Source organism: Paenibacillus sp. G2S3 (genome assembly GCF_030123105.1).
Lineage (GTDB): Bacteria > Bacillota > Bacilli > Paenibacillales > Paenibacillaceae > Paenibacillus_AQ.
The window spans coordinates 3,781,825-3,806,056 of sequence record NZ_CP126095.1 but is presented as its reverse complement, the minus strand read 5'-3'; the positions used below and the strand labels follow the sequence as shown (position 1 = coordinate 3,806,056).

General features: G+C 45.0%; 19 protein-coding genes and 1 pseudogene. 17 read left to right on the top strand and 3 right to left on the bottom strand.

What is annotated here, in order from left to right:
• Positions 1-459 precede the first annotated feature (459 nt).
• Positions 460-699, bottom strand: coding sequence for a hypothetical protein (locus tag QNH28_RS16625; protein WP_042128392.1), 240 nt, complete (start codon positions 697-699; stop codon positions 460-462).
• A gap of 142 nt (positions 700-841) precedes the next feature.
• Here QNH28_RS16625 and QNH28_RS16620 point away from each other — a divergent pair, with 142 nt between their 5' ends.
• Positions 842-1,510 (top strand): hypothetical protein, encoded by a 669-nt coding sequence (locus QNH28_RS16620; RefSeq protein WP_283907668.1) that lies wholly within the window; start codon positions 842-844, stop codon positions 1,508-1,510.
• On the opposite strand, the gene QNH28_RS16615 is transcribed toward QNH28_RS16620, so the two are convergent.
• Positions 1,497-3,197: an alpha-amylase family glycosyl hydrolase gene (locus tag QNH28_RS16615; RefSeq protein ID WP_283907667.1), complete on the bottom strand. Its 1,701-nt coding sequence runs from the start codon at positions 3,195-3,197 to the stop codon at positions 1,497-1,499. The two genes, QNH28_RS16620 and QNH28_RS16615, sit on opposite strands and share 14 nt — an antisense overlap.
• A 275-nt stretch (positions 3,198-3,472) precedes the next feature.
• On the opposite strand from QNH28_RS16615, the gene QNH28_RS16610 reads away from it, so the two are divergent.
• The 7 genes and pseudogenes from QNH28_RS16610 to QNH28_RS16580 all read left to right on the top strand — a co-directional run bounded on the left by QNH28_RS16610 (position 3,473) and on the right by QNH28_RS16580 (position 10,737).
• Positions 3,473-4,495 carry an ABC transporter substrate-binding protein gene (locus QNH28_RS16610; protein ID WP_283907666.1) on the top strand — a complete coding sequence of 341 codons (1,023 nt, stop codon included), beginning with the start codon at positions 3,473-3,475 and terminating at the stop codon, positions 4,493-4,495.
• 54 nt (positions 4,496-4,549) lie between these two features.
• Positions 4,550-5,326 carry an ABC transporter ATP-binding protein gene (locus QNH28_RS16605; protein WP_283907665.1) on the top strand — a complete coding sequence of 259 codons (777 nt, stop codon included), beginning with the start codon at positions 4,550-4,552 and terminating at the stop codon, positions 5,324-5,326.
• Positions 5,326-6,162 carry an ABC transporter permease gene (locus QNH28_RS16600; RefSeq protein WP_283907664.1) on the top strand — a complete coding sequence of 279 codons (837 nt, stop codon included), beginning with the start codon at positions 5,326-5,328 and terminating at the stop codon, positions 6,160-6,162. Before QNH28_RS16605 ends, QNH28_RS16600 begins: the two co-directional genes overlap by 1 nt.
• A 94-nt stretch (positions 6,163-6,256) precedes the next feature.
• On the top strand, positions 6,257-7,243 hold the full coding sequence (locus tag QNH28_RS16595) for an aromatic acid exporter family protein (protein ID WP_283907663.1): 987 nt from the start codon (positions 6,257-6,259) through the stop codon (positions 7,241-7,243).
• Positions 7,244-7,408: 165 nt separating this feature from the next.
• Positions 7,409-8,431 (top strand): HD-GYP domain-containing protein, encoded by a 1,023-nt coding sequence (locus tag QNH28_RS16590; protein WP_283907662.1) that lies wholly within the window; start codon positions 7,409-7,411, stop codon positions 8,429-8,431.
• Positions 8,432-8,656: 225 nt separating this feature from the next.
• Positions 8,657-9,214: an outer spore coat protein CotE gene (locus QNH28_RS16585; protein WP_042128379.1), complete on the top strand. Its 558-nt coding sequence runs from the start codon at positions 8,657-8,659 to the stop codon at positions 9,212-9,214.
• 222 nt (positions 9,215-9,436) lie between these two features.
• Positions 9,437-10,737, top strand: a pseudogene (locus tag QNH28_RS16580) (putative amidoligase domain-containing protein).
• Between the two features lie 115 nt (positions 10,738-10,852).
• Here the strand turns inward: QNH28_RS16580 and QNH28_RS16575 are convergent.
• Complete coding sequence (locus QNH28_RS16575; protein ID WP_283907661.1) at positions 10,853-11,650, bottom strand: GNAT family N-acetyltransferase; 798 nt, start codon at positions 11,648-11,650, stop codon at positions 10,853-10,855.
• Positions 11,651-11,925: 275 nt separating this feature from the next.
• Between QNH28_RS16575 and mutS the strand changes: the two genes are divergently transcribed.
• The 9 genes from mutS to QNH28_RS16530 all read left to right on the top strand — a co-directional run bounded on the left by mutS (position 11,926) and on the right by QNH28_RS16530 (position 24,194).
• The gene (gene mutS / locus QNH28_RS16570; protein ID WP_283907660.1) at positions 11,926-14,679 is read left to right on the top strand and encodes a DNA mismatch repair protein MutS; all 2,754 of its coding nucleotides are present in this window, start codon (positions 11,926-11,928) and stop codon (positions 14,677-14,679) included.
• Between the two features lie 32 nt (positions 14,680-14,711).
• Positions 14,712-16,697 (top strand): DNA mismatch repair endonuclease MutL, encoded by a 1,986-nt coding sequence (mutL, locus tag QNH28_RS16565; RefSeq protein ID WP_283907659.1) that lies wholly within the window; start codon positions 14,712-14,714, stop codon positions 16,695-16,697.
• Between the two features lie 294 nt (positions 16,698-16,991).
• Entirely contained in the window at positions 16,992-17,771 is a 780-nt protein-coding gene (locus QNH28_RS16560) for a class I SAM-dependent methyltransferase (protein WP_283907658.1), read from the top strand.
• Positions 17,761-18,741 (top strand): tRNA (adenosine(37)-N6)-dimethylallyltransferase MiaA, encoded by a 981-nt coding sequence (gene miaA, locus QNH28_RS16555; protein WP_283907657.1) that lies wholly within the window; start codon positions 17,761-17,763, stop codon positions 18,739-18,741. Before QNH28_RS16560 ends, miaA begins: the two co-directional genes overlap by 11 nt.
• A gap of 19 nt (positions 18,742-18,760) precedes the next feature.
• Positions 18,761-19,000 carry an RNA chaperone Hfq gene (gene hfq / locus QNH28_RS16550; RefSeq protein WP_042128368.1) on the top strand — a complete coding sequence of 80 codons (240 nt, stop codon included), beginning with the start codon at positions 18,761-18,763 and terminating at the stop codon, positions 18,998-19,000.
• Between the two features lie 139 nt (positions 19,001-19,139).
• Entirely contained in the window at positions 19,140-21,710 is a 2,571-nt protein-coding gene (locus QNH28_RS16545; RefSeq protein ID WP_283907656.1) for a transglycosylase domain-containing protein, read from the top strand.
• Between the two features lie 209 nt (positions 21,711-21,919).
• Positions 21,920-22,474 (top strand): ribonuclease FAU-1 family protein, encoded by a 555-nt coding sequence (locus QNH28_RS16540; RefSeq protein WP_042128364.1) that lies wholly within the window; start codon positions 21,920-21,922, stop codon positions 22,472-22,474.
• Positions 22,475-22,478: 4 nt separating this feature from the next.
• Entirely contained in the window at positions 22,479-23,135 is a 657-nt protein-coding gene (locus QNH28_RS16535) for a YdcF family protein (protein ID WP_283907655.1), read from the top strand.
• A gap of 93 nt (positions 23,136-23,228) precedes the next feature.
• A complete protein-coding gene (locus QNH28_RS16530; RefSeq protein WP_042188887.1) occupies positions 23,229-24,194 on the top strand; it encodes an AAA family ATPase in 966 nt (321 codons plus the stop codon).
• Positions 24,195-24,232 lie beyond the last annotated feature (38 nt).

Genomic DNA, 24,232 nt, shown 5'->3' with positions numbered 1-24,232 from the left:
CTATAAATAATATAGCATGTATTCTTTTGTTTGTAAATTATTATTTTGTAATTGTTTTTTGGGGAATGGAGCATTTTTTTAAAGAAACAAGAGTTTGAAAAATAGAAATCCCGGTTAATAAACTTACAAGAAAACAGGAAAATATTCCCTACATCCATAAGGGTCTGAATGAATTAAAAGGAGCGATGGACATGTCCATTGATCGGTTTATCATTAAGAAGTTGGATAGCTGTCAAGAAGAGCATACGCGCCAAAATTTAGTGAGACTCTTTAAACTTCGGATACAGAAAGCTGAAAAAGCAGAGAATAAGCACTATAAGATTAGCTGAAATTGCCCCATATTCGCGTAATCATTCATTACTAAAGCTGCAAAACTTAAAAACAGCAAGTCTCTTTCAGAGACTTGCTGTTTTGTCTGCCAAAAGATAGAAGAAACTTTACAAAAAAACTACCCCTCTATTAATAGAGGGATAGCGCCAATGAATCATTCTCACTATAACTGTGCAATATAGCCTCAGAGCCTTTAATTTCGATACTAATTAATGAATTCAGGCATTTCTGGATGGCATTCTTGCCCTTTTGAATTTTGAGCTCCAACGTACTGTTAAGTAATCTAAGTACTTTTTGAGTGGGCTGTTTATTTTCTGTTGTGAAATACACAGGTACAAGTTTGTTCTGAAATGTGATGAGCATTCTCATTTTGAAGACACCTCGCTAAAAGTATTTCATGTTAATGATAATACCCTTTGTTTCTTAATTTTACCTTAAAATTAGCTTATGATAACATAAAGATTGTTATATAAAAATACATATATATGTAATACAGGAAGGATACAATGAAGTGAATGACAATGGATTGACGGATTTATCGCATTTTTTATTCCCAGATGGAACTGAGGGTCAAGTAATAATGGATCAGTTACATAATGGTTTTACCGCAGAACGGATCTGTAGATTGAAATATAAAGAAAAGGAGAAGATGAAGGATCTGTGTCTGCAAATACATAAAGACCGAGTACTAGTAATCTGCAATAATAAGCCAGAATCCCTCCCCTATGAATTAAAGGATGAATGTGAAATAGAGAGCTTTTGTCTTCAGCTGTTCGAATGTGTGAATACAAAGGAGCTCTACAATCATGGGATTCCGGCATTACTAATGTCAAAAAGAAAGTTTGAGGAGCTGAAAAGCAGCTCATGCTCATCCACGCTGCAAATGCTCTCAGATTGTTTAGCCGCAGAGACAGGAGATGATGTACATTCCATCCAACTAGCAAGAGTGATGAAATGTTTCATGGTAGAAGGAGAACTACGACTCTGCACATCCAGTGATAGTGGATGGAGGTTCCAAAAAGCTCGCTTCATGAGCGATCATTCCAGTGGCTGGTTGCTACGAATGAGCAGTGATCCATCCAAAGACTGGCTTATCGCCCTCCCAATTACAAAAGCTCAATTATGCGGATCAGTAACTAAGTGGGTGTTGCATGCCTCCTCATTTCTCACTCCACAATAGTGGTTGAATAAGGCGGGAGGGTGAGTTGATCAGAATTCAAGGTTGATTTGACAGCAATCGTCTTTAGGATCTTAGAGTATGAGAAACCCTCGACATTGGGATGTAGTACAATGGCTTGTTCTTTCCCAGTAAGGTTATGAACGACGAGCACCTGATTCTGTGTTGTTAGTCGTTCGTAAGCCATAACCCCGGTATTGCCGGAAGCAAAATCACGTATTCCACCATCACGGAGCGCAGGGACCTCATTTCTTAACGCAATGAGTTCGCGATATCTTTCTAACAATGAGTCGCTGTCATTTAACTGGCTTACGACATCAACGTTGATCGCACCCGCATTATTGCTTCCTGCCTCCCAAGTAGTCTGCCCCTCTCCTTGATCGGCTGCCATCCATCTCATAGGCTCTCGAAGTCCTTCATCAGGCTTCACACCCAGCATTCCAATTTCTTCACCATAATAGATAAAAGGATTACCAGGCAGAGTTAACAGAAGGGCTGCTGCCATTCTAGCATGATTTGGGTTATTGTCTAATTGACTCATGACTCTGTTTTGATCATGATTCGTCAAGAAAATAGCATCTGTAAAATGGTTATCGGATATTTTGGAATATAATTTATAGGTGCGTTCCAGTGTAAAGGCAGTCCCGCTGTCTTTTTCAGTTTTTACAGAATTCACTAGTGTTTCTGCTAAGCCAAAGTTAAAGCTTGAGTCAAAGGCTTGATCTAGATACGCTCCTACAGTGACAGCAGAGTTCTCCCATACCTCGCCAACTATATATGCCTCTGGATTTACTTCATTCATGGCCTTGCGGAATTCCTGCCACCAGGATACATTTTTAGCGGTAGTAGCCTCAGTTTTGTCACTTAAAAGATCTTCGTAGATATGCTTCGCGGCATCTAGTCGGAATCCATCCACACCTTGCTCCAGCCAAAACTTTCCGATGTTCTTCATTTCAGTACGAACTTCAGCATTATCGAAATTCAGATCAGGCATGCCTTCCCAAAAGCCGCCCAGATAATGACTACCAAGTACTGAATGCCATGCATTGCCGCCGCCAGCAGCGCTAGCTCCGTTTGCTGGACGACCTTGATCTTCAGCCCAGACGTACCAATCACGATATTTACTTTCAGTGTTTTTAGCCGAATCTACGAACCATGGGTGTTCTTTGGAGGTATGATTCACAACCAGATCCATAATTATTTTTATTCCTCGTTTATGCGCTTCTGTAATTAGCTCCTGCATATCCTCAATCGTCCCATAATCAGGATTAATCGCACGATAATCGGTTACATCGTATCCATGATAGCTTGGTGAGGGATTGATGGGCATGAGCCAAATCCCCCCGATTCCCAAATCAGACGTGGTCTCAGGATTCCCATCATTTAAGTAATCAAGCTTTTGGGTGATTCCTTTGAGATCTCCAATGCCATCGCCGTCTGAATCATAGAAGGAGCGAACAAATAATTCATAATAAACCGTGGAGGGTTGTTCGTCCGTCTTAGTTAATACTTTTGCATCTTGGGGAGTAGCGGTGCTTTGAACGGTGTCTGCTTTAGGGGAGGGCGTAGCAATAGTTGGTTTGTTGCTTTGATTTCCAGAACAACCGGACAGCAGGAATGCGGTTAGGCTGATGCCCACCAGAGAGCACCTTGTGATTCTTTTGGTTATGAATGTAGCACCTTTATACATATGAGAGAACCCCTTCTGTTGCAATTTTTTATAAATACAAGAAATGGAAAGCGCTTTATTTCCTATAGTACTCGAATGCATCCCCTTTGGTAAAACGTTTGCACAGATACAAAAACAGCAAATTAAACGATATTTATCCATTAATTCAATAAAAGCCGCTAGTATCATGGTTATTCTTGGATTTCCCTATGTTATTGGAGGTTTTAACCTTTTAGTAGGCATCTGCATATGCTTTAAGCAAGGGCGAAGGACCCGGTAAGAAAGGAGAATGAAGAATGAAGATTAGGAAAAAGCTGTCATTGTCGCTCATGATCATTACTTTATGCTTTTCAGTGCTTGCCGGTTGCGGCGGAAAGTCAGAGTTGGTAAAGGTGAAGATTGGTGAAGTCACCCGTTCTGTCTTTTATGCACCCGAATATGTTGCCTTATCTCAAAATTTCTTTAAAGATGAAGGGCTTGACGTAGAGCTACAGACGATTCCCGGTGGAGACAAAACCATGACTGCACTCCTCTCGGGTGCTATCGATGTTGCGTTGGTAGGTTCTGAAACCTCTATTTATGTGTATCAGCAGGGTTCGGATGATCCGGTCATTAATTTTGCCCAGCTGACTCAGAGAGATGGAACGTTCTTGTTTGCCCGCAAGGCCGACGGAGCGTTTAACTGGGATAAAGTGAAGGGGTCTACCTTCCTTGGACAAAGAAAAGGTGGAATGCCACAAATGGCAGGTGCGTTTACTTTATCTAAAAAAGGAATAGATCCTACCAAAGACATTACCTTGATCCAAAATATTGATTTTGCCAATATTGCGGGTGCTTTTGCTTCAGGTACAGGCGATTATGTGCAGCTGTTTGAACCACAGGCTTCAATCTTTGAACGTGAGGGCCGGGGGGCAGTAGTGGCTTCGTTTGGTGTGGAAAGTGGCTATTTACCGTACACCGTGTTTATGTCTAAGAACAGCTATATTAGTAAAAATGGAGACACGGTACAGAAGTTCACGAATGCGATCCAGCGTGCTCAGCTTTGGGTGAAGGAACATAGTCCTGAAGAAATCGCGGATGCGATTATGACTTATTTTGATAAGACGGATAGAGATATCGTGGTTTCTGCAGTCAAACGTTATAAGGAACAGGATACCTATGCGGTTAATCCAATCATAGATCAAAAAGAATGGAACAATCTGCTTGATGTGATTGATAATGCTGGTGAGCTTAAAGAACGCGTTCCTGCTGACAAAATAGTGAATAACAGTTTTGCTGAAAAAGCTGAGAAGAGCATTAAGAGTAGCACTTCAAAATAAGAGAGAACCAAAGATCCTAAATAAGATGATGTAAAATTGAAGGAGGGGCTGACAATGCTTCCAGTAGTGCAATTAAAGGGAGTAACGCATGCCTATCTTGGCGACCGTGAAGCTTCACTGGCCGTTGAGGACCTGAACCTTAATGTCGAGCAAGGAGAGTTCGTCAGCTTAGTTGGACCAAGTGGTTGCGGTAAGACGACGCTCCTATCGATTATTGCAGGACTGCTGCAGCCATCTCAAGGTGAAGTATCCATAAATGGCCAACCCATTACGGGTCCCTCACCAGAGGTCGGGTATATGCTGCAGCAGGATTATCTTTTTCCTTGGCGGAGTATTCTGGACAATGCCGTTCTGGGTCTGGAGCTGACAGGAAGCTTAAATGAGGAGAGCAGAAAGCGGACGCTAGAGCTACTTCGGGAGATGGGTTTAGAGGGGAAAGAGCATGCCTTTCCTTCACAGCTATCAGGTGGTATGCGGCAGAGAGTGGCTCTGGTGCGTACATTGGCTACGAATCCTGGACTGCTTCTATTAGACGAGCCGTTCTCGGCGCTGGATTACCAGATCAAATTACAGCTGGAGGATTTGGTCTCTGAGACCTTACGCAGCAGGGGAACGACTGCAATCTTAGTCACTCATGATCTATCCGAGGCCATTGCGGTGAGCAGCAGTGTGATTCTTCTACAAAGAAATCCAGGGAAGATCCGTAAAGTATTTTCAGTGCCAGAGCAAATCCGGACAGCACCTCCGCTGTTTGCGCGTGATCAGCCAGGCTTTTCGGAGCTTTTTCATGAAATATGGAAAGAGATGGAGATTGCAGGGAGGGAAGGCTAATGAGACATACGGAGCAATCGGGGTTATTAGCTTCCCGTGAACAGTGGCTACAGCAAATGCATGGCGAATATAAAAAAACGAAGCACCGCTGGCGCAATCAGGTCATTGTCGTAAGGAGCAGCCTGCTACTGTTGTTTTTTGTACTCTGGGAAGCAGGAGCAAGAATGGGCTGGATTGATGAGCTATTGTTCAGCTATCCCACAAAAATCTTCCGCCAGATCTGGGGAGATATGGTTAGTGGGAGCTTGTGGCCGCATCTGGGGATGACGGTAGGTGAGACTGCGGTAGGCTTTGTACTGGGAACGCTGCTAGGGACACTGCTGGCTGTGATTATTTGGTGGTCTCCTTTCTTATCCGCAGTGCTTGATCCGTATATGGTCGTATTTAACAGTATGCCGAAGGTGGCGCTGGGACCGATTTTTATCGTCATGTTCGGGGCCGGATTCACTGCTATCGTTGTTACTACTTTATCTATAACGGTGATTATTACGACGCTTGTTGTGTACAACAGTTTTTGCAGTGTGGATCCGAATCTGGTCAAGGTGGTTCGCTCCTTCGGAGCTTCCAGAGTTCAGGTGTTCTTTAAAGTAATTCTTCCAGCTTCATTCCCAACGGTGGTCTCCACCCTTAAGGTGAATGTGGGAATGTCATGGGTAGGGGTTATAGTAGGAGAGTTTCTAGTGGCTAAATCGGGTCTGGGCTATCTGATTATTTATGGTTTCCAGGTGTTTAATTTCACGCTAGTGATGTCGAGTCTTTTGATTATCGCGGCCGTCGCTACGGCAATGTATCAACTAGTGGTGTATCTAGAGAAGCGATTATTATCCAGGCGATGAACCTTATGTAACATTGTGTCCGTACACAAAATCTTGTAACATGTCTATATCTTTACCTATATATTGGTTAGTGCTTGTAAGGAGAGATAAGGCTATGGGATTTCGTGTGATTAAAACAGCAGCAGCTACGTTACTATCCGTACTAGTTGCGTCTGCAGTGGGTATACCTAATGCGCAGAGTGCAGGCTTGCTGGCAATTTTGGGTGTAGAGGTTACTTTGAAAAGGAGTTTCCGAACGATAACGGCTCGTTTTTTAGCCTCGCTCGTGGGACTCTTTTTTGGCTGCATCCTATTCTGGCTTCTAGGGTTCCATTACTGGGTGCTCGGGCTGTATGTACTCGTAGGCTTCCCGATGATCGTCAAATCTGGCTACAAAGAAGGAATTGTCACCAGCTCGGTTATCGTGTTTCGCGTGTTTGGACAAGCTGAACTATCGCTCCATGTCCTGCTGCAGCAAGTAGAGCTTTTGGCCATAGGGCTGGGTTCAGCAGGTCTGGTAAACTTGGTTTACATGCCTCAGACTGGTGGAGTCATTTATGGGATCCGGAAGGAAGTGGATCGCTATTTTTCGGTTATTTTTACTCAGATGGCCCGTACGCTTCGTGATCCTTCGTATATTTGGGACGGCAAAGAATTAATTGACGCAGATAATACAGTGCAGCGGGGCCTAACGGCAGCTACCCGTGAGATGGAGAATCATGTTATTCATCCTGATGAAGCATGGAATGTCTATTTCTATATGCGGAAGGAGCAACTGGAATCGATTCAAAGTATGATGCAGCTGCTTTCTCAAGTGTATCGCCACTTACCACACGGGGAGATGGTTGCCGAATTGTTCGACCAGCTTAGCGGGGATGTGCTTGCGGAAGAATATACTGGACGAACTGAACATTTACTGGACGAGCTGACACGAGAATTCGAAGAAATGGATCTGCCAGAGACACGTGAGGAGTTTGAAGTGCGCTCAGCTATTCTTCAGTTATGTAGGGAACTGGCACTTTATTTAAAGATCGCTAAACGACATAAAATACCGGTCAGTTACAAGCCAGAGAAACGTCTGAAGATTCGAAAAAAGGCTTAAATTGAGGCTTTAATAAAGTGAAGTATTAACTATCTCTGTCAAAATCACGATAAGATATGTATGAACTAAAAGTTGATCACAGGATATGATTAACGATTTTATGGTGAGTTCAAATAATAGCAGGAAGTTCGGTAGTCGAATTTTCCGCATTGGCAGGTGAGGCATATGGACAAAGTTATGGAATCATATATCGGAAAACAGCTTATAGCTAACCTTTTTAATGACAAAGGTGTATTTGTTTTACCTGCATTGACTTTATTAAGTGCTGAGCATATACGATTAATCAATCAACATAAGATCACCCTAGAGTCTCATGACGTCGTACAGCTGGATAGCGCGGAATTTTTCCAACTTGCAATTGATGATTGCACAGCTGCAATAGAGAATATTTTTGAACAGCTTCGACATAACAAAAACAAACGAATTCCTATGCTTGAAGTTAGAAATGAAGTCATTCCGTTTATTCAGCAGGTAAGTGAAAAGAATGACTTCTACGGCGTATTGGCTGCCCTGCAGTCCAAGGATGATTATACATACAGACATAATGTAGCGGTTGGGATTATATCTACATTGATAGGTAAATGGCTAAAATTAAAGCCAGAGGATTTGAGTATGCTTACGATCGCAGCGACCCTTCACGATATCGGTAAAATGAGGATTCCGGATGAATTATTAACCAGGCCGGGTCCGTTGACCGATGAGGAGTATCAGCTTATGAAAAAGCATACGACCTATGGTTACGAGATGATTCGGGATACTATTGGAACCAATCATCTGCAAGCGCTCGTCGCTCTGCAGCATCATGAAAGAATGGACGGCAGTGGTTATCCCTTCGGCGTGCTTGGGAATCGGATTACTGATTTCAGTAAAATTGTTGCAGTAGCAGACGTGTTCCACGCGATGACATCCGACCGATTTTATCGAAAAGCATCACCTCTTTATGAAGTGTTGCTGCAGATGGAGGAAAGTGTGTTCGGCAAGCTTGACCCTTATATTTGTAGAGTCTTTATTAATAAGTTAATGCAGTCAATGATAGGGAATGAAGTGGAATTGACAGATGGACGGACAGGAAAAATCATTATGATTCTTGCTACTGATCCACTGCGTCCACTCGTGAATATTGATGACGATTTTATCGACTTAAGCAAACATAGATCCATTGGTATTGTTCGCGTAATCCCGCAATAGCAGGCTTTATAAGGTTTTTTTAACGTTCGGAAGGGGTATGTAATAGGCCGGACCATTTTTATAATCTACTCATATCTGTTCAAATTTTGAAATAAAATGAACTATAAGTCTCCTGATAAGACACTCTGGAGGGCTTACTCAAATTTATTTATAGACTAACAATCAACAAATGCCTAGAACCTGCATACACTTGATAGTGAATGATTGTATGGAGGAGGTTTAAAGATGTCATTAAGCCATAAACGTCAAACAAGGGAGATCATTACGAAGGCAATTTGCGGCAAAGGTCGTAAGTTCTCTACAGCAACCCATACCGTGACTCCGCCACATCACCCGACTAGTATTCTGGGGGCTTGGATTATCAACCACCAGTACGAAGCGGTTGCCGCCGGGAACGGAATCGAAGTAATTGGTACTTACGATGTAAACATCTGGTACTCGTACGACAAGAACAAGCAGACCGAGGTAGCTAAAGAAACGGTCTCCTATGTGGAGCTCATTCCGCTTTCGTACCTGGACACGAGACACCGCACTTCTACCGTTGAGGTCTCTGCGGAGGCAACGCAGGAACCCAACTGTGTAGAAGCGGGCGTATCGCCAGGCGGAGGCAGTGTGACACTTCGCGTAGAGCGCGAATTCGAAGTGGAGTTGGTGGCTGAGACCAAAGTCCGTGTGTATGTCACTGAACAAAGTGATGATCCAGAAGACAAGGATTATGATTTTGACGGTGATAGCTTCGATTACGATGATCTGGACCCTGACAATCTGGATGATGAGCTGTAAGGAAGGATACGCCGCCGTTAACTGAGTATCGATGGGTTATGGTCCATTATATGTAGGGAGGACGGCGGCGTAGAGGGCGAATGCCCTCCTTTTTTTTATTTATTTTTAGAATTAAAAGCTGGAACCAGAGTGGATTAGGAACAACTCGATTCGAATGAATGGGGAAGATGTGCTACTGCAGGGCTTTCAAGCTTGGGCTGCGATGGATGGAGGGGCGGGAGAATGAATGAAGGGTTTAAGGTGTATTCGGGATTGTCAGCAGCACAGAGAGCGTCCAGATTACTCCGGAGTGGTATTGAAGCGACGCTGATATCGTGCTTCGCCGATACATATGTTACGCAGTCTTCTGATAAGGGCCATAAACAGTGTTATAAAATATTAGTTTATAATTTGACCGTTCTGCACATCACTCCACTTGGAGCAGGCCTAGGCATGCGCGCTGCCTCAGATATGCTATCAGGGGTATTAGGTGAGGATAGCGTGGACAGCAGTGAATCAAGGGGTTCAGCATCAGGTGAGTGGCGAGGGGTAATGAAGTTACTTCAGCGTATTGCTGTTCGGACTTTGTACAGCTTGGGGCTGGATAGCGGTGAGGTACTACTGAGGGCAATGGGGAACCGGAGGTATGTCGTGGAGGAAGTTACTCCACTTCTACAGACTTCCGGCAAATCATTGCCAGAGCCATATCGTTCCGCAGCATTAGCGCTGGAACGGAGCCTTGCTCTGGAGCAGCCAGGCCGCAGCGCCCTGCTCATGGGCATGGACCCGGAGTTTATCATCCTCCGGGAGTCCACGGGCCGCGTCGTGCCTGCGTCGCGGTACCTGCCCACGGACGGCGTCGCAGGCTGCGACGCCGGACCTCCGAGAACGCGCGGCGCGTTCCCGGTCGCCGGCTGCGCCCCCAGCCGCGCGGGGAACCACGCGCGCTGCTGGCGCAGCTGATGTCCGCCGCGGCCACGGCGGACCGGCTCATCGCCGACCGCACGCTGCGCTGGCGGGCGGGAGGCATGCCGCTGACGGGCTGGGCCCTCGGCGGCCATTTGCACTTCAGCGGCGTGACGCTGACGGCGCCGCTCTTGCGCGCGCTCGACAACTATCTCGCGCTGCCGATGCTTTTGCTTGAGGACGTCCGCGCGGGAGCGCGTCGTCCTCGTTACGGCGTGCTCGGCGATTTCCGGATTCAGCCGCATGGCGGCTTTGAGTACCGGACCTTGCCGAGCTTCCTTGTATCTCCGGTCATCGCTAAAGGCGCGGTCTATCTGGCTCACCTAATCGTGAGCCATTATGAGGACCTGACGCTGCGCCCACTCGACCGGGAAGACCTGCATATCGCCTACTACGGCGGCGATAAACCTCCGCTGCGCGACGCAGTACCCCCTCTGCTGGCGCAGCTACGCTCTCTAGGCGGCTACGAGAAGGCCGCCCAATACATAGAGCCTTTATTTCAGTATATCGCCGCTGAACGAACGTGGGATGAATCTCGCGATATCCGTGAGCTCTGGTGCAGCAAAGTTAGAGCTTGAGCTTTTATTTCAAAAGATTAGAAAGTATAAGTTTTTCACATATCTTCTTATATCTAATATTTCTCGCATAAACGCTTACCGTCGGAATAAGGACACCGAAGGCGTTTATGCTTGTCTACATATACATGATGCTCCAAGAGCCAATATCCTGAAATCCAAGTCGTTTGTAAATGACCCCAGCATGAGGGTTGTCATAAAAGAGGCATAAAGATTTCCCTTCCTGGAGCAAGTCTGTAGATAGTTGTGCAACTACACTTGTAGCTAATCCTTGCTCTCTGAATGCTTGATGAGTGGCAACTCCTACGATCATAGCTGACATGGAATTTTCCGCCGATGTTGAGGCCGTTGCTATAACCTGATCTTCACGTTTCATATAATACGTGCGGCCAGTGCCAGTCGCCAATGTTTTACGAAGGCTTGTTCTCGAGCCGTCCCGACTACTTTCAAACTCTTCTATAGTATCCGTAAGCGAACAAATCGCTTCCACATCTTGAACGGTTGCTTTATTAATGTGATCAGCGGATGAATAGGAAGCTTTAATGGCGGGATTCATTTCCTTTAGCTCAGCAAAGTACAATTGCTTTCCTTGTTTAAAGTTAATTACTCCGTCAAACGCTTGTACCACTTCGGTTACACCGGAAATCATATGAATATCGTTATCTTTTCGCATGATTGCAGCGAAACCTTCCACATCAAACGGCCCATCCGCATAGGGTAGATAGCTTCTATAGAAACGTAATAGAACAGCTTTTATCCGACCATCAGATGGATCTATCTCTCCCCACAATGTCATGAAATCCTGTTCAAACCCGAAATTCTCCACATCTCCAATGATGAACAAATTAAGAGCAGGCTCTTTCTGTAGCAACGCCATTAGAAGTTCCCGATCATCCTCCGTAAGTCTTCGTATCATTTGAAATTCTCCTTTGATTTTCTAATAAGCTGACGCTCTGTGTTAAGATTTTACAATATTAGAATGCAGAAGAATATACTTCTTTCTAATGAACGATGGATGCTTGAGATATAAACACAAGGTACTTCCCATTGTGCTTTAGGAATAGTGTAGGATTTCGTGATTTTGTGTCAGTGGATCGAGTAGGATTAACTTCCATGCGGTTTCAGGGTGACTTTGTACGGCGACTTTCTGTTATAATGGAGGACAGCAATAAATAGGCATGGAGGTTGACCATGGCACAATATACGCCGATGATTGAGCAATATTTAAAAGTTAAGGAAGGGGCAAAGGATGCCTTCCTATTTTTTAGACTGGGCGATTTCTACGAAATGTTCTTTGAAGATGCCATTTTGGCTTCCAAGGAGCTTGAAATTACGTTGACAGGTCGCGAAGGTGGGGGCGAAGAGAAGATCCCTATGTGTGGAGTACCCTACCACGCCGCCGAGGGTTATATTCAGCGCCTGATTGAAAAAGGATATAAAGTCGCCATTTGTGAGCAGTTAGAGGATGCTTCCGTCACAAAGGGAATGGTGAAGCGGGATATCGTTCGTGTCGTGACACCTGGAACAGTTATGGATGGGAAAATCATTGCCGACAAAAGCAACAATTATCTCGTTTGTGTAACCGAAAGTGATGGAATGATGGCATTAGCCGCTTGTGATTTAACGACAGGTGAATTGTATGTTACTTCAGTTTTATCTGGTGCAGAGTGGCTGCGCGATGAGATTGGTATTTATGAACCGGCCGAGATTATCGGAGACCCTGCATTATTGGAACTTTTACGTAGTGAAACACCTCTATTAGCGAAGCCTGTAGTGTATACACCTTGGGAAAAACGCGAGGAGGAGCTGGCACGTCGTCAGTTTGGTGAAGCTGCCTGGGTACGTCTGGAGAAAGAACGCGGGCAATGTCTAGCACTGCTAATCTCCTATCTAAATGAGACACAGCGGCGTTCAATGGGACAGCTTAGTCAGATTTCCCCATATGAACCTGGTAATTATATGATACTTGATCCGTTCACTCGCCGAAATCTGGAGCTTACAGAGACGGTTCGAGAACGATCCAAAAAAGGATCTCTTCTTTGGCTTCTAGACCGTACCGAGACATCCATGGGTGCGCGCTTATTACGTCGTAGAATAGATAAGCCGTTGTTGCAGCGTGCTCCGATCGAACGTCGCCTGGAGGCGGTTGATTATTTGTACAATCAGTTTATTGTTCGAGAGGATCTTCGTTTAGCGCTGAAGGAAATTTATGATTTAGAGCGGCTGGTAGGTCGTATTGCCTTCGGCAGTGCGAATGGTCGTGACATGAATGCCTTGAAGCTATCGCTGGCACAAATTCCTGCTTTGAAGGAATTATGTATGACTTCGGGGTCTGCAACCTTACGCGAGATCGGTGCTAGCATGGATGAGTGCGCTGAGATCCGGGAGGATATTGATCAAGCAATCGTAGAGGATGCACCGGTGTCCGTGCGAGACGGAGGAATTATCCGTTCTGGTTATCATGCTCGGTTGGACGAGCTACGGGAAGCTAGCAGTAATGGTAAACGCTGGATCGCAGAACTGGAAGCGAAGGAACGGCAAGCTACAGGCATTAAATCACTGAAAATCGGCTATAACAAAATCTTCGGTTATTTCATCGAGATCACCAAATCCAACCTGGCTTCGCTGCCGGAAGGGCGTTATGAACGTAAGCAGACGCTTGCAAATGCAGAACGTTTTGTTACACCTGAGCTTAAGGAAAAAGAGGCACTAATTCTTGAAGCGCAAGATAAGATGACAGATTTGGAGTACAGCCTCTTTACTGAACTGCGTGATCGAATCAGTAGCCAAATTCCACGTTTACAGAATCTTGCAGAAAAGGTAGCGGAAATCGATGTGTATCAATGTCTGGCGGCCGTCAGTGCAGAGCATCGCTTTGTAAAACCTGTTCTATCGGATGGGTACGATCTTCGACTAGAAGGTGGTCGTCATCCTGTCGTAGAGGCTGTGTTAAAGGACTCGGCATTTATAGCAAACGGAAGTACGCTCAGTAAGGAAGATGGAAATATTCTTTTGATTACTGGCCCGAATATGGCTGGAAAAAGTACCTATATGCGGCAGGTTGCACTCATTTGCATTATGGCTCAGATTGGTTGTTTCGTTCCGGCATCTAGTGCAGAGGTACCGCTTATTGATCGAATCTTCACACGTATTGGGGCAGCCGATGATTTGATCGGAGGTCAGAGTACATTTATGGTAGAAATGGCCGACATTCAGGTCATGACAGAGAAAGCAACAGCTCGGAGTTTAATTATTATTGATGAGCTTGGTAGAGGAACCTCGACGAGTGAGGGGATGGCAATCGCACAAGCAGTGATTGAGTATGTGCACGATACTATTTCTTGCAAAGCTTTAGTTTCGACGCATTTTCATGAATTGGCTCACTTAGAAGAAAGTCTTAAAGGGTTGAAGAATTACTCTATGGCCGTTCAAGAGAGTGGTGATAAGGTAAACTTCCTTCGCAAGCTTGTTCCGGGAGCGGCTGACAGCAGTTATGGTATTTATTGTGCACGCCTTGCCGGGCTTCCTGAAGGGATTATTGATCGTGCTTACGGTCTGCTTCAGAGTATTGAGCAGGCAGCGCATCCGGGAGGTTCCTCAATACATTATGGCGGTGAACTTGAAAGTTGTGCCGCTGCAAAAGAGATCGCAACAACAACATCATCTATCCAACATTCTGGTAGTCTCATCGCTGAGACGTTGGAAGCTGCTGCGGATTCTTCCTTAGCAAATGAAGTCGTTCAACTGTCTATCTTTGGCGAGGAAGAACCACGTAAGAATCGTAAAGGTAGTACAAATCAGGCGGCAGTAGTAACTGAAGTACAAGAGAATTCTGCGATAAAAGAATTCATCACTTCTGTGCGTAACGCAGATCTTATGAATATGACTCCGCTGCAGGCAATGAGTCTACTGAACGATCTAAAGATGAAAGCGAAGGATCTTTAATTATTGATTGCCTAAATAAGAGGTGAATGAAATTGGCCAAAATTCATATATTGGACGAGCATATTGCCAACCAGATTGCTGCGGGTGAAGTTGTAGAGCGACCAGCTTCTGTTGTGAAGGAGCTGGTTGAGAATGCTATTGACGCAGGCAGCACAAGAATTGAGGTTTCGGTAGAGGAAGGCGGTTTACAGAGCATCCGAGTGAAAGATAACGGCTCAGGGATCGAGCCTGAGGATTGCGAGACTGCTTTTTATCGCCATGCTACAAGTAAAATCGCTAATGGGCGTGATCTATTCCAGATTACTAGCTTAGGGTTCCGTGGGGAGGCACTCCCCAGTATTGCAGCGGTATCCAAAGTCTCTCTTCTAACGGCTACTGCCGATGACGGTAAAGGACGCCTGATTGATATTGAAGGTGGTAATTTAATCCGGAATGAGGATTCCCCTTCTGGCCGCGGGAGCGATCTTGCTGTGCGTGAATTATTTTTTAATACGCCGGCAAGGCTGAAATATATGAAGAGTATCCAGACAGAGCTTGGTCATATATCGGATGCCATGTATCGAATGGCGCTTGCTCATCCAGGAATCTCTTTTACCTTGCATCATAATGGCAATCAGCTGCTGCACACGCTTGGTAATGGTGATCTGCTGCAAGTGATCGCTGCGGTGTACGGAACCTCCGCAGCCAAGGCTATGCTGCCGATTACGGCTGAGGACTTGGATTACCGTATTTCTGGTTATATAAGCCGTCCGGAATGGACACGTTCAAATCGAAACGCAGTGACTACCATTGTGGGAGGACGTTATATTCGCAGTAATGGTCTGAACGCAGCGATCATGCGTGCTTATCATACTTTGCTTCCGATTAACCGGTATCCACTGCTGGTTCTCGAACTGGACATGCATCCATCTCTTGTGGATGTCAATGTCCATCCGGCTAAGCTTGAGGTGCGATTTAGTAAGGAGAATGAGCTTTACACGTTTGTCGAACAAGAAATCCGTAAAGTGCTGCTAGGCCAAAGTCTGATTCCACGTCCTGGTAAAGAAACCATCGGGCCGAAGGGCAGCAGTTCCTTTATACAGGAGCAGTTTGCATTCTCAAAAGGCACAGTTCCGCCGCAGCCATCATCTGATGTGGGCCAGGATTCAGTTCCTCAGGGATCTGGGAGTTCCTTTAATAGACAACAGCCATCAAACGTTGACCTCAACGCTCGTGAGTTCAAGCAGGAGGGGCACACTGATCATCCCATGACCCGTGAAGCGGCTCCATCCTATGGGTCAGGTTACCAGTCTTCCTCTTCGCAAGGACGTCAAAATAATGTGAGCAACAACTATACTAATAGCTATCGCCCGCAAGAGACTATAACCTCTCAGAGGCAGATTCCTTCTGCTCAAGCGATATGGGCACCGCCAGTCGATGAAGAACCTGGACTTCCGGCCTTCCCAGAACTAAATTATATCGGGCAGCATCATGGGACTTATATTATCGCTCAGAATGACGGTGGGCTGTATCTCATTGATCAACATGCGGCGCATGAACGCATAAATTACGAATATTTTTATGAGAAGTTCGGTCGGCCTGAAGACGCTTCTCAAGATCTGCTTTTGCCAATTACGCTTGAGTTCACGACTTCGGAAAGTCGTCAACTTAGTGAACGTCTACATTGGTTTCAGCAGGCTGGAGTGTACCTTGAACATTTTGGAGGACAGACTTTTCTGATTCGATCTTTGCCTTATTGGTTTCCTGAAGGCGAGGAGAAAGCGATCGTTGAAGAAATGGCGGAGTGGGTCTTGAGTGAACGATTGATTGACCTTGCGAAGCTGCGTGAGAAATCGTCTATTCTATGTTCGTGTAAAGCCTCCATTAAAGCCAACCAGAAACTAACAGAACAGGAAGTCGAGGCGCTGTTGTCTCGTCTGGCAGCATGTAGACAGCCGTATACCTGCCCACATGGGCGTCCAATTGTGATTTCTTTTTCATCCTATGATTTAGAGAAATTGTTCAAACGGGTGATGTAATTGTAAGTCTATATTAGTTGAACTTGAAATTTTTCTATTAAGGTAATTGCGTGACTGCGGTGAATGCTTGGACTTCCGGCCGCTGTTGTCCCCGGATTTCTTGATTATATACCGTGTTTCACGGTTGAAATCCGGGGACAGCCTGTGCTTCCGAAGTGAGCTTTCCTGCGGAAAGCTTTCAGGCGGTCGCTATTGCTCCTACAGTTCCAAACTTCCCCTCCGTCACTTTTCCTTTTAGAATGTTTTTAAGATCAACTTATATAGAAATTTGTTGTAAGTATGACTGGAGGCAACATGATTATAACTACGGGTTATAGCCCGATAATGGAAATTGTAGAGCGAGCTCAGAATCTCACAGAGAGAACGGGCTGTAAATACGCTCCACGCGAGAAATTCTCCATACCCAAAATGGTGGAACACTACGGAGATGAGGATATACTAATTCTTTCTCAAGAAGCCGTTCGTTTACACCGATTAGGGATGGAACCTATGGAATTTCATCCGAGCATGGGTTTCGTTCGCGCGAAACGAATTTTAAAGGGTGATATAGAGCCGATGCTTGTTGCAGCACGTATGCTTCCCGGAGATAGCGTACTAGATTGTACAGCGGGTCTAGGCGCTGATTCCTTGCTGTTTGCTGTGCATGGGGGTGAGTCCTCGGTGGTAACCGCTCTGGAGAGCTCATTACCGCTGTACGCGCTGCTCTATGAAGGGATGCGGCATTATACCTCTGGACAAGTAAAGGTGAATGAGGCCTTGCGTAGAATTAATGTCGTGCATAGTGAACATTTGGACTACTTACGTGCGCAACCGGATCGAAGTATAGATATTGTGTACTTCGATCCGATGTTCCGTGTGCCACTGACTGGTTCTGCTTCGATTTCCCCGTTGCGGCAGTTTGCTAACCGTGCAGCGTTATCACCAGAGAGTGTAGCTGAGGCAGTGAGAGTTGCTCGTAAAACTGTTCTTTTGAAAGAGAAGGCTTTAAGCGGGGAATTCGAACGTCTTGGCTTTACTGAGCTGCTTCGTAGCAACTCTAAAACATCGTACGGGGTGATACACATTGACAACTAAAGAGAGACATAAGGTTCTAGTCTTATTAGGACCAACAGCTGTAGGTAAAACTAGGTTAAGTTTGGAGCTTGCGGCTGCATATAACGCAGAGATCATTTCTGGCGATTCGATGCAGGTTTATCGTGGTATGGATATTGGTACAGCTAAGATCACTCCAGCAGAGATGAAGGGAATTCCTCATCACCTAATCGATATCCATGATCCACAGGACCCTTATTCTGCTGCTGAATTTCAGGAACAAGGTAGCAGACTTATCGAGGAGATAAGCAGCCGTGGAAAACTTCCATTTATTGTTGGGGGAACGGGTCTCTATATTGAGTCCTTATGTTACGGTTTTCAATTCTCTGAAGCTGTGGCTGACGAAGCTTTCCGGAAAGAACAGGATCAATTTGCAGAAGAACATGGAGCGCTTGCACTGCATGCCAGACTTGAAGCGGTTGATCCGGTTAGTGCGGCGAAATTGCATCCGAATGACCGTCGTAGAATTATACGAGCACTGGAAATTCATCACCAGACAAACACCACTCTTTCCGCTTCTCATGCAGCTCAAAAGAAGGAGTCGCCCTATGACTTATGCCTTATCGGTTTGACAATGGACCGGAAAATACTATATAAACGTATTGAGGACCGAATTGATAGCATGCTTGCGGATGGTCTTGTTGCTGAGGTAAAGGGACTGCTGGATAATGGCTACAGCAGAAGCCTTGTGTCCATGCAGGGGTTGGGCTACAAGGAAATCGCCGCTTACCTCGCTGGGGAACTGACGCTTGAGGAAGCTGTGATACTGCTCAAACGCGATACTCGCCGATTCGCCAAAAGACAGTTGTCATGGTTTCGCCACATGAAGGAAATCGAGTGGATCGATGTCGAAGGTGAGCAAAACTTTTCTGAGAATTTCTCGAAAATACGTGCTATAATAGCAGGAAAGTTTCTCTCAGGTCTTGAATATACTTCTGAACAATATAATTGAACCATTGGGGGTACGTCATATGAACAAGTCCATTAACATCCAAGATACATTCTTGAACCAACTACGCAAAGAAAATATCCCTGCTACAGTATATTTGACCAACGGCTTTCAAATCCGGGGAATTATTAAAGCATTTGACAATTTTACAATCGTTATTGACAGTGATGGGCGCCAGCAAATGGTGTATAAGCACGCGATTTCCACTTTTACACCGCAGCGCAGTGTGTCACTTATGCAGGACAATAGTAACGAAGAATAACATTAACAAAATTGAAGTGAAACCTTTCTTGTTAATAAATCGTTTGAATAGAGTGTGAGAGAGCAACCTGAGAAGGTTGTTCTTTTCATTCAGAGAAGTCCATACATGATTTATTCAAGGAAGGGAGTCAGGAGGCATCATGTCTAGAGATGATACATCAAGGACGAACAACAATAGAAATAGAGGATCGTCCAGTTCCAATTCAAAACCAAAACCGAAAAGTAAGAAGAAAAAGAAGTTTTTGACTAAAAAGCGTGTGCTGTGGAGCTTGTTCTTTGCTACAGCGTTGGCCATTTTCTGTGCGCTTGGCGGTTATCTGTTCATTATGCTGAATGGGCAAAAACTTCTCCTAGAGAACCAAGATAAGCTGACCGTTAATGAAACTACAAAAGTATATGACCGCAATGCTAATTTAATCGGCGAATTATCGCTTGAGAAAAGCGATCCTGTAGAGTATGAGAAGATTCCACCGTTATTGATCAATGCCTTTGTGGCCACAGAAGATAAACGCTTCTTTGAGCATTCTGGTGTGGATTTATGGTCAATCGGCCGGGCAGCGGTAAAAGATATTGCTGCACGCAGCATGGTAGAAGGTGGTAGTACCATTACTCAGCAGCTGGCCAAAAACATCTTTTTGACACGGGATAAAACATTTTTCCGTAAAGCGACTGAGGTATCCATTGCTGTAGCATTGGAGAACCAGAAATCTAAAGAAGAGATCATTACGATGTACCTGAACCGAATAAACTTTGGGGGTACGATCTACGGAATTAAAGCAGCATCGGAAAGATATTTTGGTAAGAGTGATCTGAATGATCTGAAGGTTTGGGAAATTGCGACATTGGCTGCGATGCCTAAGGGACCGTCTCGCTACAATCCTCTCCGTAACCCGGATCTTTCAAAAGAACGTCGTGCAGTAGTACTTCAGCTTATGTATGAACAAGGTTATATTACGGAGCAAGAGAGAGACGAAGCACAAGCTGTGGATTATAATTATAAGCCACCTGAAAAGAAACAGCGTTATCAAGCTTTTATTGACTTCGCAGTGGAAGAAGCAGAAGAGAAGTTTGGACTATCCGAAGATGATCTGAATATTGGTGGTTACAAGATTTACACCACGATGGATAAGCACGCTCAAGAAACCGTAGAGGATGCTTTTGCAGACAGTGATAACTTCGAGAAGAGTGTAGACGATGAGCTGGTACAAGGTTCAATGACCATCGTGAATCAAGAGAATGGCGGCATTGTCGCACTTCTTGGTGGACGGAATTATGAGAAAAAAGGCTACAGCCGTGTAAATGGCAGCCGACGTTCTCCAGGTTCAGCCTTTAAACCAATCGTTTCTTATGCTCCAGCACTGGAAACTGGAAAGTACGACATGTATTCTACGTTAAGCAATGAGAAGCAGTGTTTCTCTAATTATTGTCCGACCAACCTTCACGGGTATTCCAAGAGTATCAGTATGAGTGATGCTATACAGAAATCAGAGAATATTCCTTCGGTCTGGTTGCTTAATGAAATTGGAGTGAATACCGGATTTAAGTTCGCCAAGAAATTGGGTATTGGACTGGAAGACGAGGACAAGAACCTCTCACTGGCTCTCGGTGGTATGAGCAAAGGAACGAATACACTGGAAATGGCACAGGCCTACAGTGCTTTTGCAAATGGCGGTGAACTTCGAGAATCTTATTCCATTAAATCGATCACTGACAGCAGCGGAGAGACCGTCTTCAAAGCCAATACAACGCCTGAACGTGTTATGAGTCAGGAGACGGCTTATCAAATGACCGAGATGATGAAAAAGGTTGTTGAAGATGGTACGGGTAGAAAAGCAAGGATTGACCGTCCTGTTGCTGGTAAGACCGGTACAACTCAAAGTGGATATACTGGAATCAAATCGAACCGAGACGTATGGTTTGTAGGTTACACACCAGAATGGACAGCAGCGGTGTGGATGGGTTATGACAAGCCAAGCAAGAAACATCTGCTTAAGAATAGCAGTGGGCTTGCCGCAGCATTCTGGGGTAAGGTGATGGAGGAAGCGTTAAGGGATGTTCCTAAGAAGTCCTTTCCAAAGCTAGATAATGAAATAGCTCCTGCACCTACAGAAACACCTGAACCAGCTAAGAATGTTAGTGGACTTACAGCAGCTTATGATCCATCTACGATGACAGTAAATCTGGGATGGCAGGCAGTTCCTGTTGCAGGTGTAGAATATCGTATTTATCGTAGAGAGACATCCGAAGCTGATTTCGGTTTACTGTTAAATACGGTCACGACTAGTGCAGGAGACTTTAGTGCAATGCCTGGTCTGGTTTACGAATATTATGTTACTGCCTATGATCCTGCAACCCAAGTGGAAAGTGAACCATCAAATGTGGTTTCGGTCTCTGTACAGGATGAGATGCCAACACCTGAGCCAACCATTGATCCTAATCTTCCGACACCAACCCCTGAGAATGGTGGAGACAATGGCTGGGATAACGGCAATGGTGGAAATAATGGTGGTGGTAACAATGGAGGCGGGAATAATGGTGGAACAGGAACATTGCCTGAATTCACCACGCCTCCACCGTCAGCAACACCGATACCTACCGCTCCACCAGATGTACCTTCTGGAGGCGGAAGTTCAGGGAATGATAGTGGTAATGCAACGCCACTCCCTGATCAAGAGGCTAGCAATGTGAATGGTGATATTTCTGTTCAATAGTGACTTTTCGAATTTATGAAGTTAGGCTTTTCTTTTCCCGAGGCTGTCTCAAAAGTAGTGAATGCTACTTAGGAGACAGCTTCTTTTTTATAACTCCTTATTTTTCTAATTATATCTGTGATAATAATTTGCTGTATTTTGCGGGATGTTTTGAGTGTATCCGCTAAATGTGTTAAGCTGAAGACACCATACTGGAGAGGGTAATTTCTATGAAACGTAAATTCGGAGACCGGGCCAACTGGCGCCGGATTACGCGTCGCCATTTTGCCTGCCGCTATGTGGAGAGCCGGGAATTCAGCGGATATATCACGCTGTATACCATCTACGGGCTGAAAGAACCACTGTGGAAGAGCTATGGACGGCATACATATCGTATTGCGGATAAAGGTTATTCCTGGCTGCAATATTTCCCCAAAGACAGTCACTATATTGTGACGGCTATGTTCGACGAACGGCAAAATATCATTCAATGGTACATAGACACCTGCAAGGTGCAAGGCGTCACAGACCAAGGCGTTCCATGGTTTGATGATTTGTATCTGGATGTGGTTGTGCTTTGGAACGGCGAGGTTTTTTTGCTTGATGAGGATGAATTAGAGGAAGCGCTGGAGAGGGAAGATATTTCCGAAAGTGATTATAAACTCGCCTGGGAGACAGCCAATACTATTTTACGCGGCATCGATGCTCATGCTTTCCCTTATTTCTCACTATCTTTGAAGCATCGTGCCGAATTATTTCATCATGGAGAATTCAGGAGGAAATAAAGAAATGGAATGGTACGTCTACGGAAGAGGGTCTTCCCCGATTCGGATTGTTTCCAAAAAACGCAGATTCTGGACGCAACGAACGTTGCTTATCGCTTTATCGATTATTGTGATTGCTGGATTGTTGTGGTGTGCTTATGCGTTGAACAATATTAATAAAGCTGCCACGACAGATCCTATGCAAAAGGCGGATGTTGGGATCATTCTTGGCATGTCGATGTGGGGGGATGAGCCTAGCCCAGGACTTAAGGAACGGCTGGATTACGGACTGAAGCTTTATCTAGAAGGAATGTTCCCGCATCTTATTGTATCTGGTGGTTTAGATAAACCTGATTTACAATACACCGAAGCTCAAGGAATGCGTAATTATTTGGTTGCTAAAGGAGTGCCAGATAGCGCCATTTACGTAGAGAATGAAGCTACCAGCACTTACGAGAATCTTTTGTATAGTAAAGAGATTATGGCACGTGAAGGATTGTCTTCAGCAATAATCATTACGCATACTTATCATGGGTGGCGGGCTCATGAAATTGCTGACGAGCTTGGATATGTGAATCCTGAGCTGGGACTTACAGAATCCACCGTTCTATCGATGACAAGACATAAAACACGTGAGATTCTAGCCTATACGAAATGGAAGCTTCAGCAGCTATTCCTGTGATTTGTCCAAAAAATCCCGAATCTTCTAATAACACTTCATTTACTGGAATAGACTTGATTAGAGAAGTCAGCCCTGGATAATGAGGTGATACCGATGAGCGGACGCGTAGCAGCGGCCAGTGGACGGGAGGAAGAAAGACCGTCTCGACAAATCAATATTGTATTGCGGAGTCAAGAGCCTCCGGCTATAACTAACCCTTCTGGAGAGAGTCGGCCAGTACCTCCAAAAAATCACGGCCACACTAGCCTGTTCCAAGAGTTAACGCAAGAATTGGAAGGTTTAGTGGGTCTGGACAATATCAAAGAGCTAGTCTTTGAAATCTACGCCTTGTTACAGATTGCTCAAATGCGAACTGAGGCAGGACTTGCAAGCGGTGGGCAAGCTTATCACATGGTTTTTAAAGGGAATCCCGGAACTGGCAAGACAACCGTGGCTAGAATCGTAGCTAAGCTGTTCCAGCGTATGGGTGTACTGACCAAAGGACATCTCATTGAGGTGGAGAGAGCCGACCTTGTAGGAGAATACATCGGTCATACTGCACAGAAGACTCGCGATCTGGTAAAAAAGGCTTTGGGCGGTATTTTGTTTATCGATGAGGCTTATAGCCTTGCTCGTGGTGGAGAAAAGGATTTTGGAAAAGAAGCGATTGATACGCTCGTCAAGGCCATGGAGGATCATCGCAGTCAATTTATACTTATCTTAGCGGGGTACTCTGGAGAAATGGAGTATTTTTTGATGAGCAATCCCGGATTGCCTTCACGGTTTCCGATACAAGTGGAATTTCCTGATTATACGATCGATCAACTGCTGCAAATCGCTGAACTGATGGCAAAAGATCGCGACTATATTTTGATGCCACAGGCGATACTCAAGTTAAAGCAGCATTTGTTAGTAGAGAAGACGGAGAGTCTTCATGCTTTCAGTAATGCGCGGTATGTTCGCAACGCCATTGAGAAAGCTGTTCGGGGTCAGGCTGTTAGACTGTTAAACCAGTATGAAAGTACCAGCCCAGGCAAGCAGGAATTAATGACGCTTCGAACTGAGGATTTCAAATTATGAATTACAGGATACTATCACCGTCATAAGGAGCATGACAT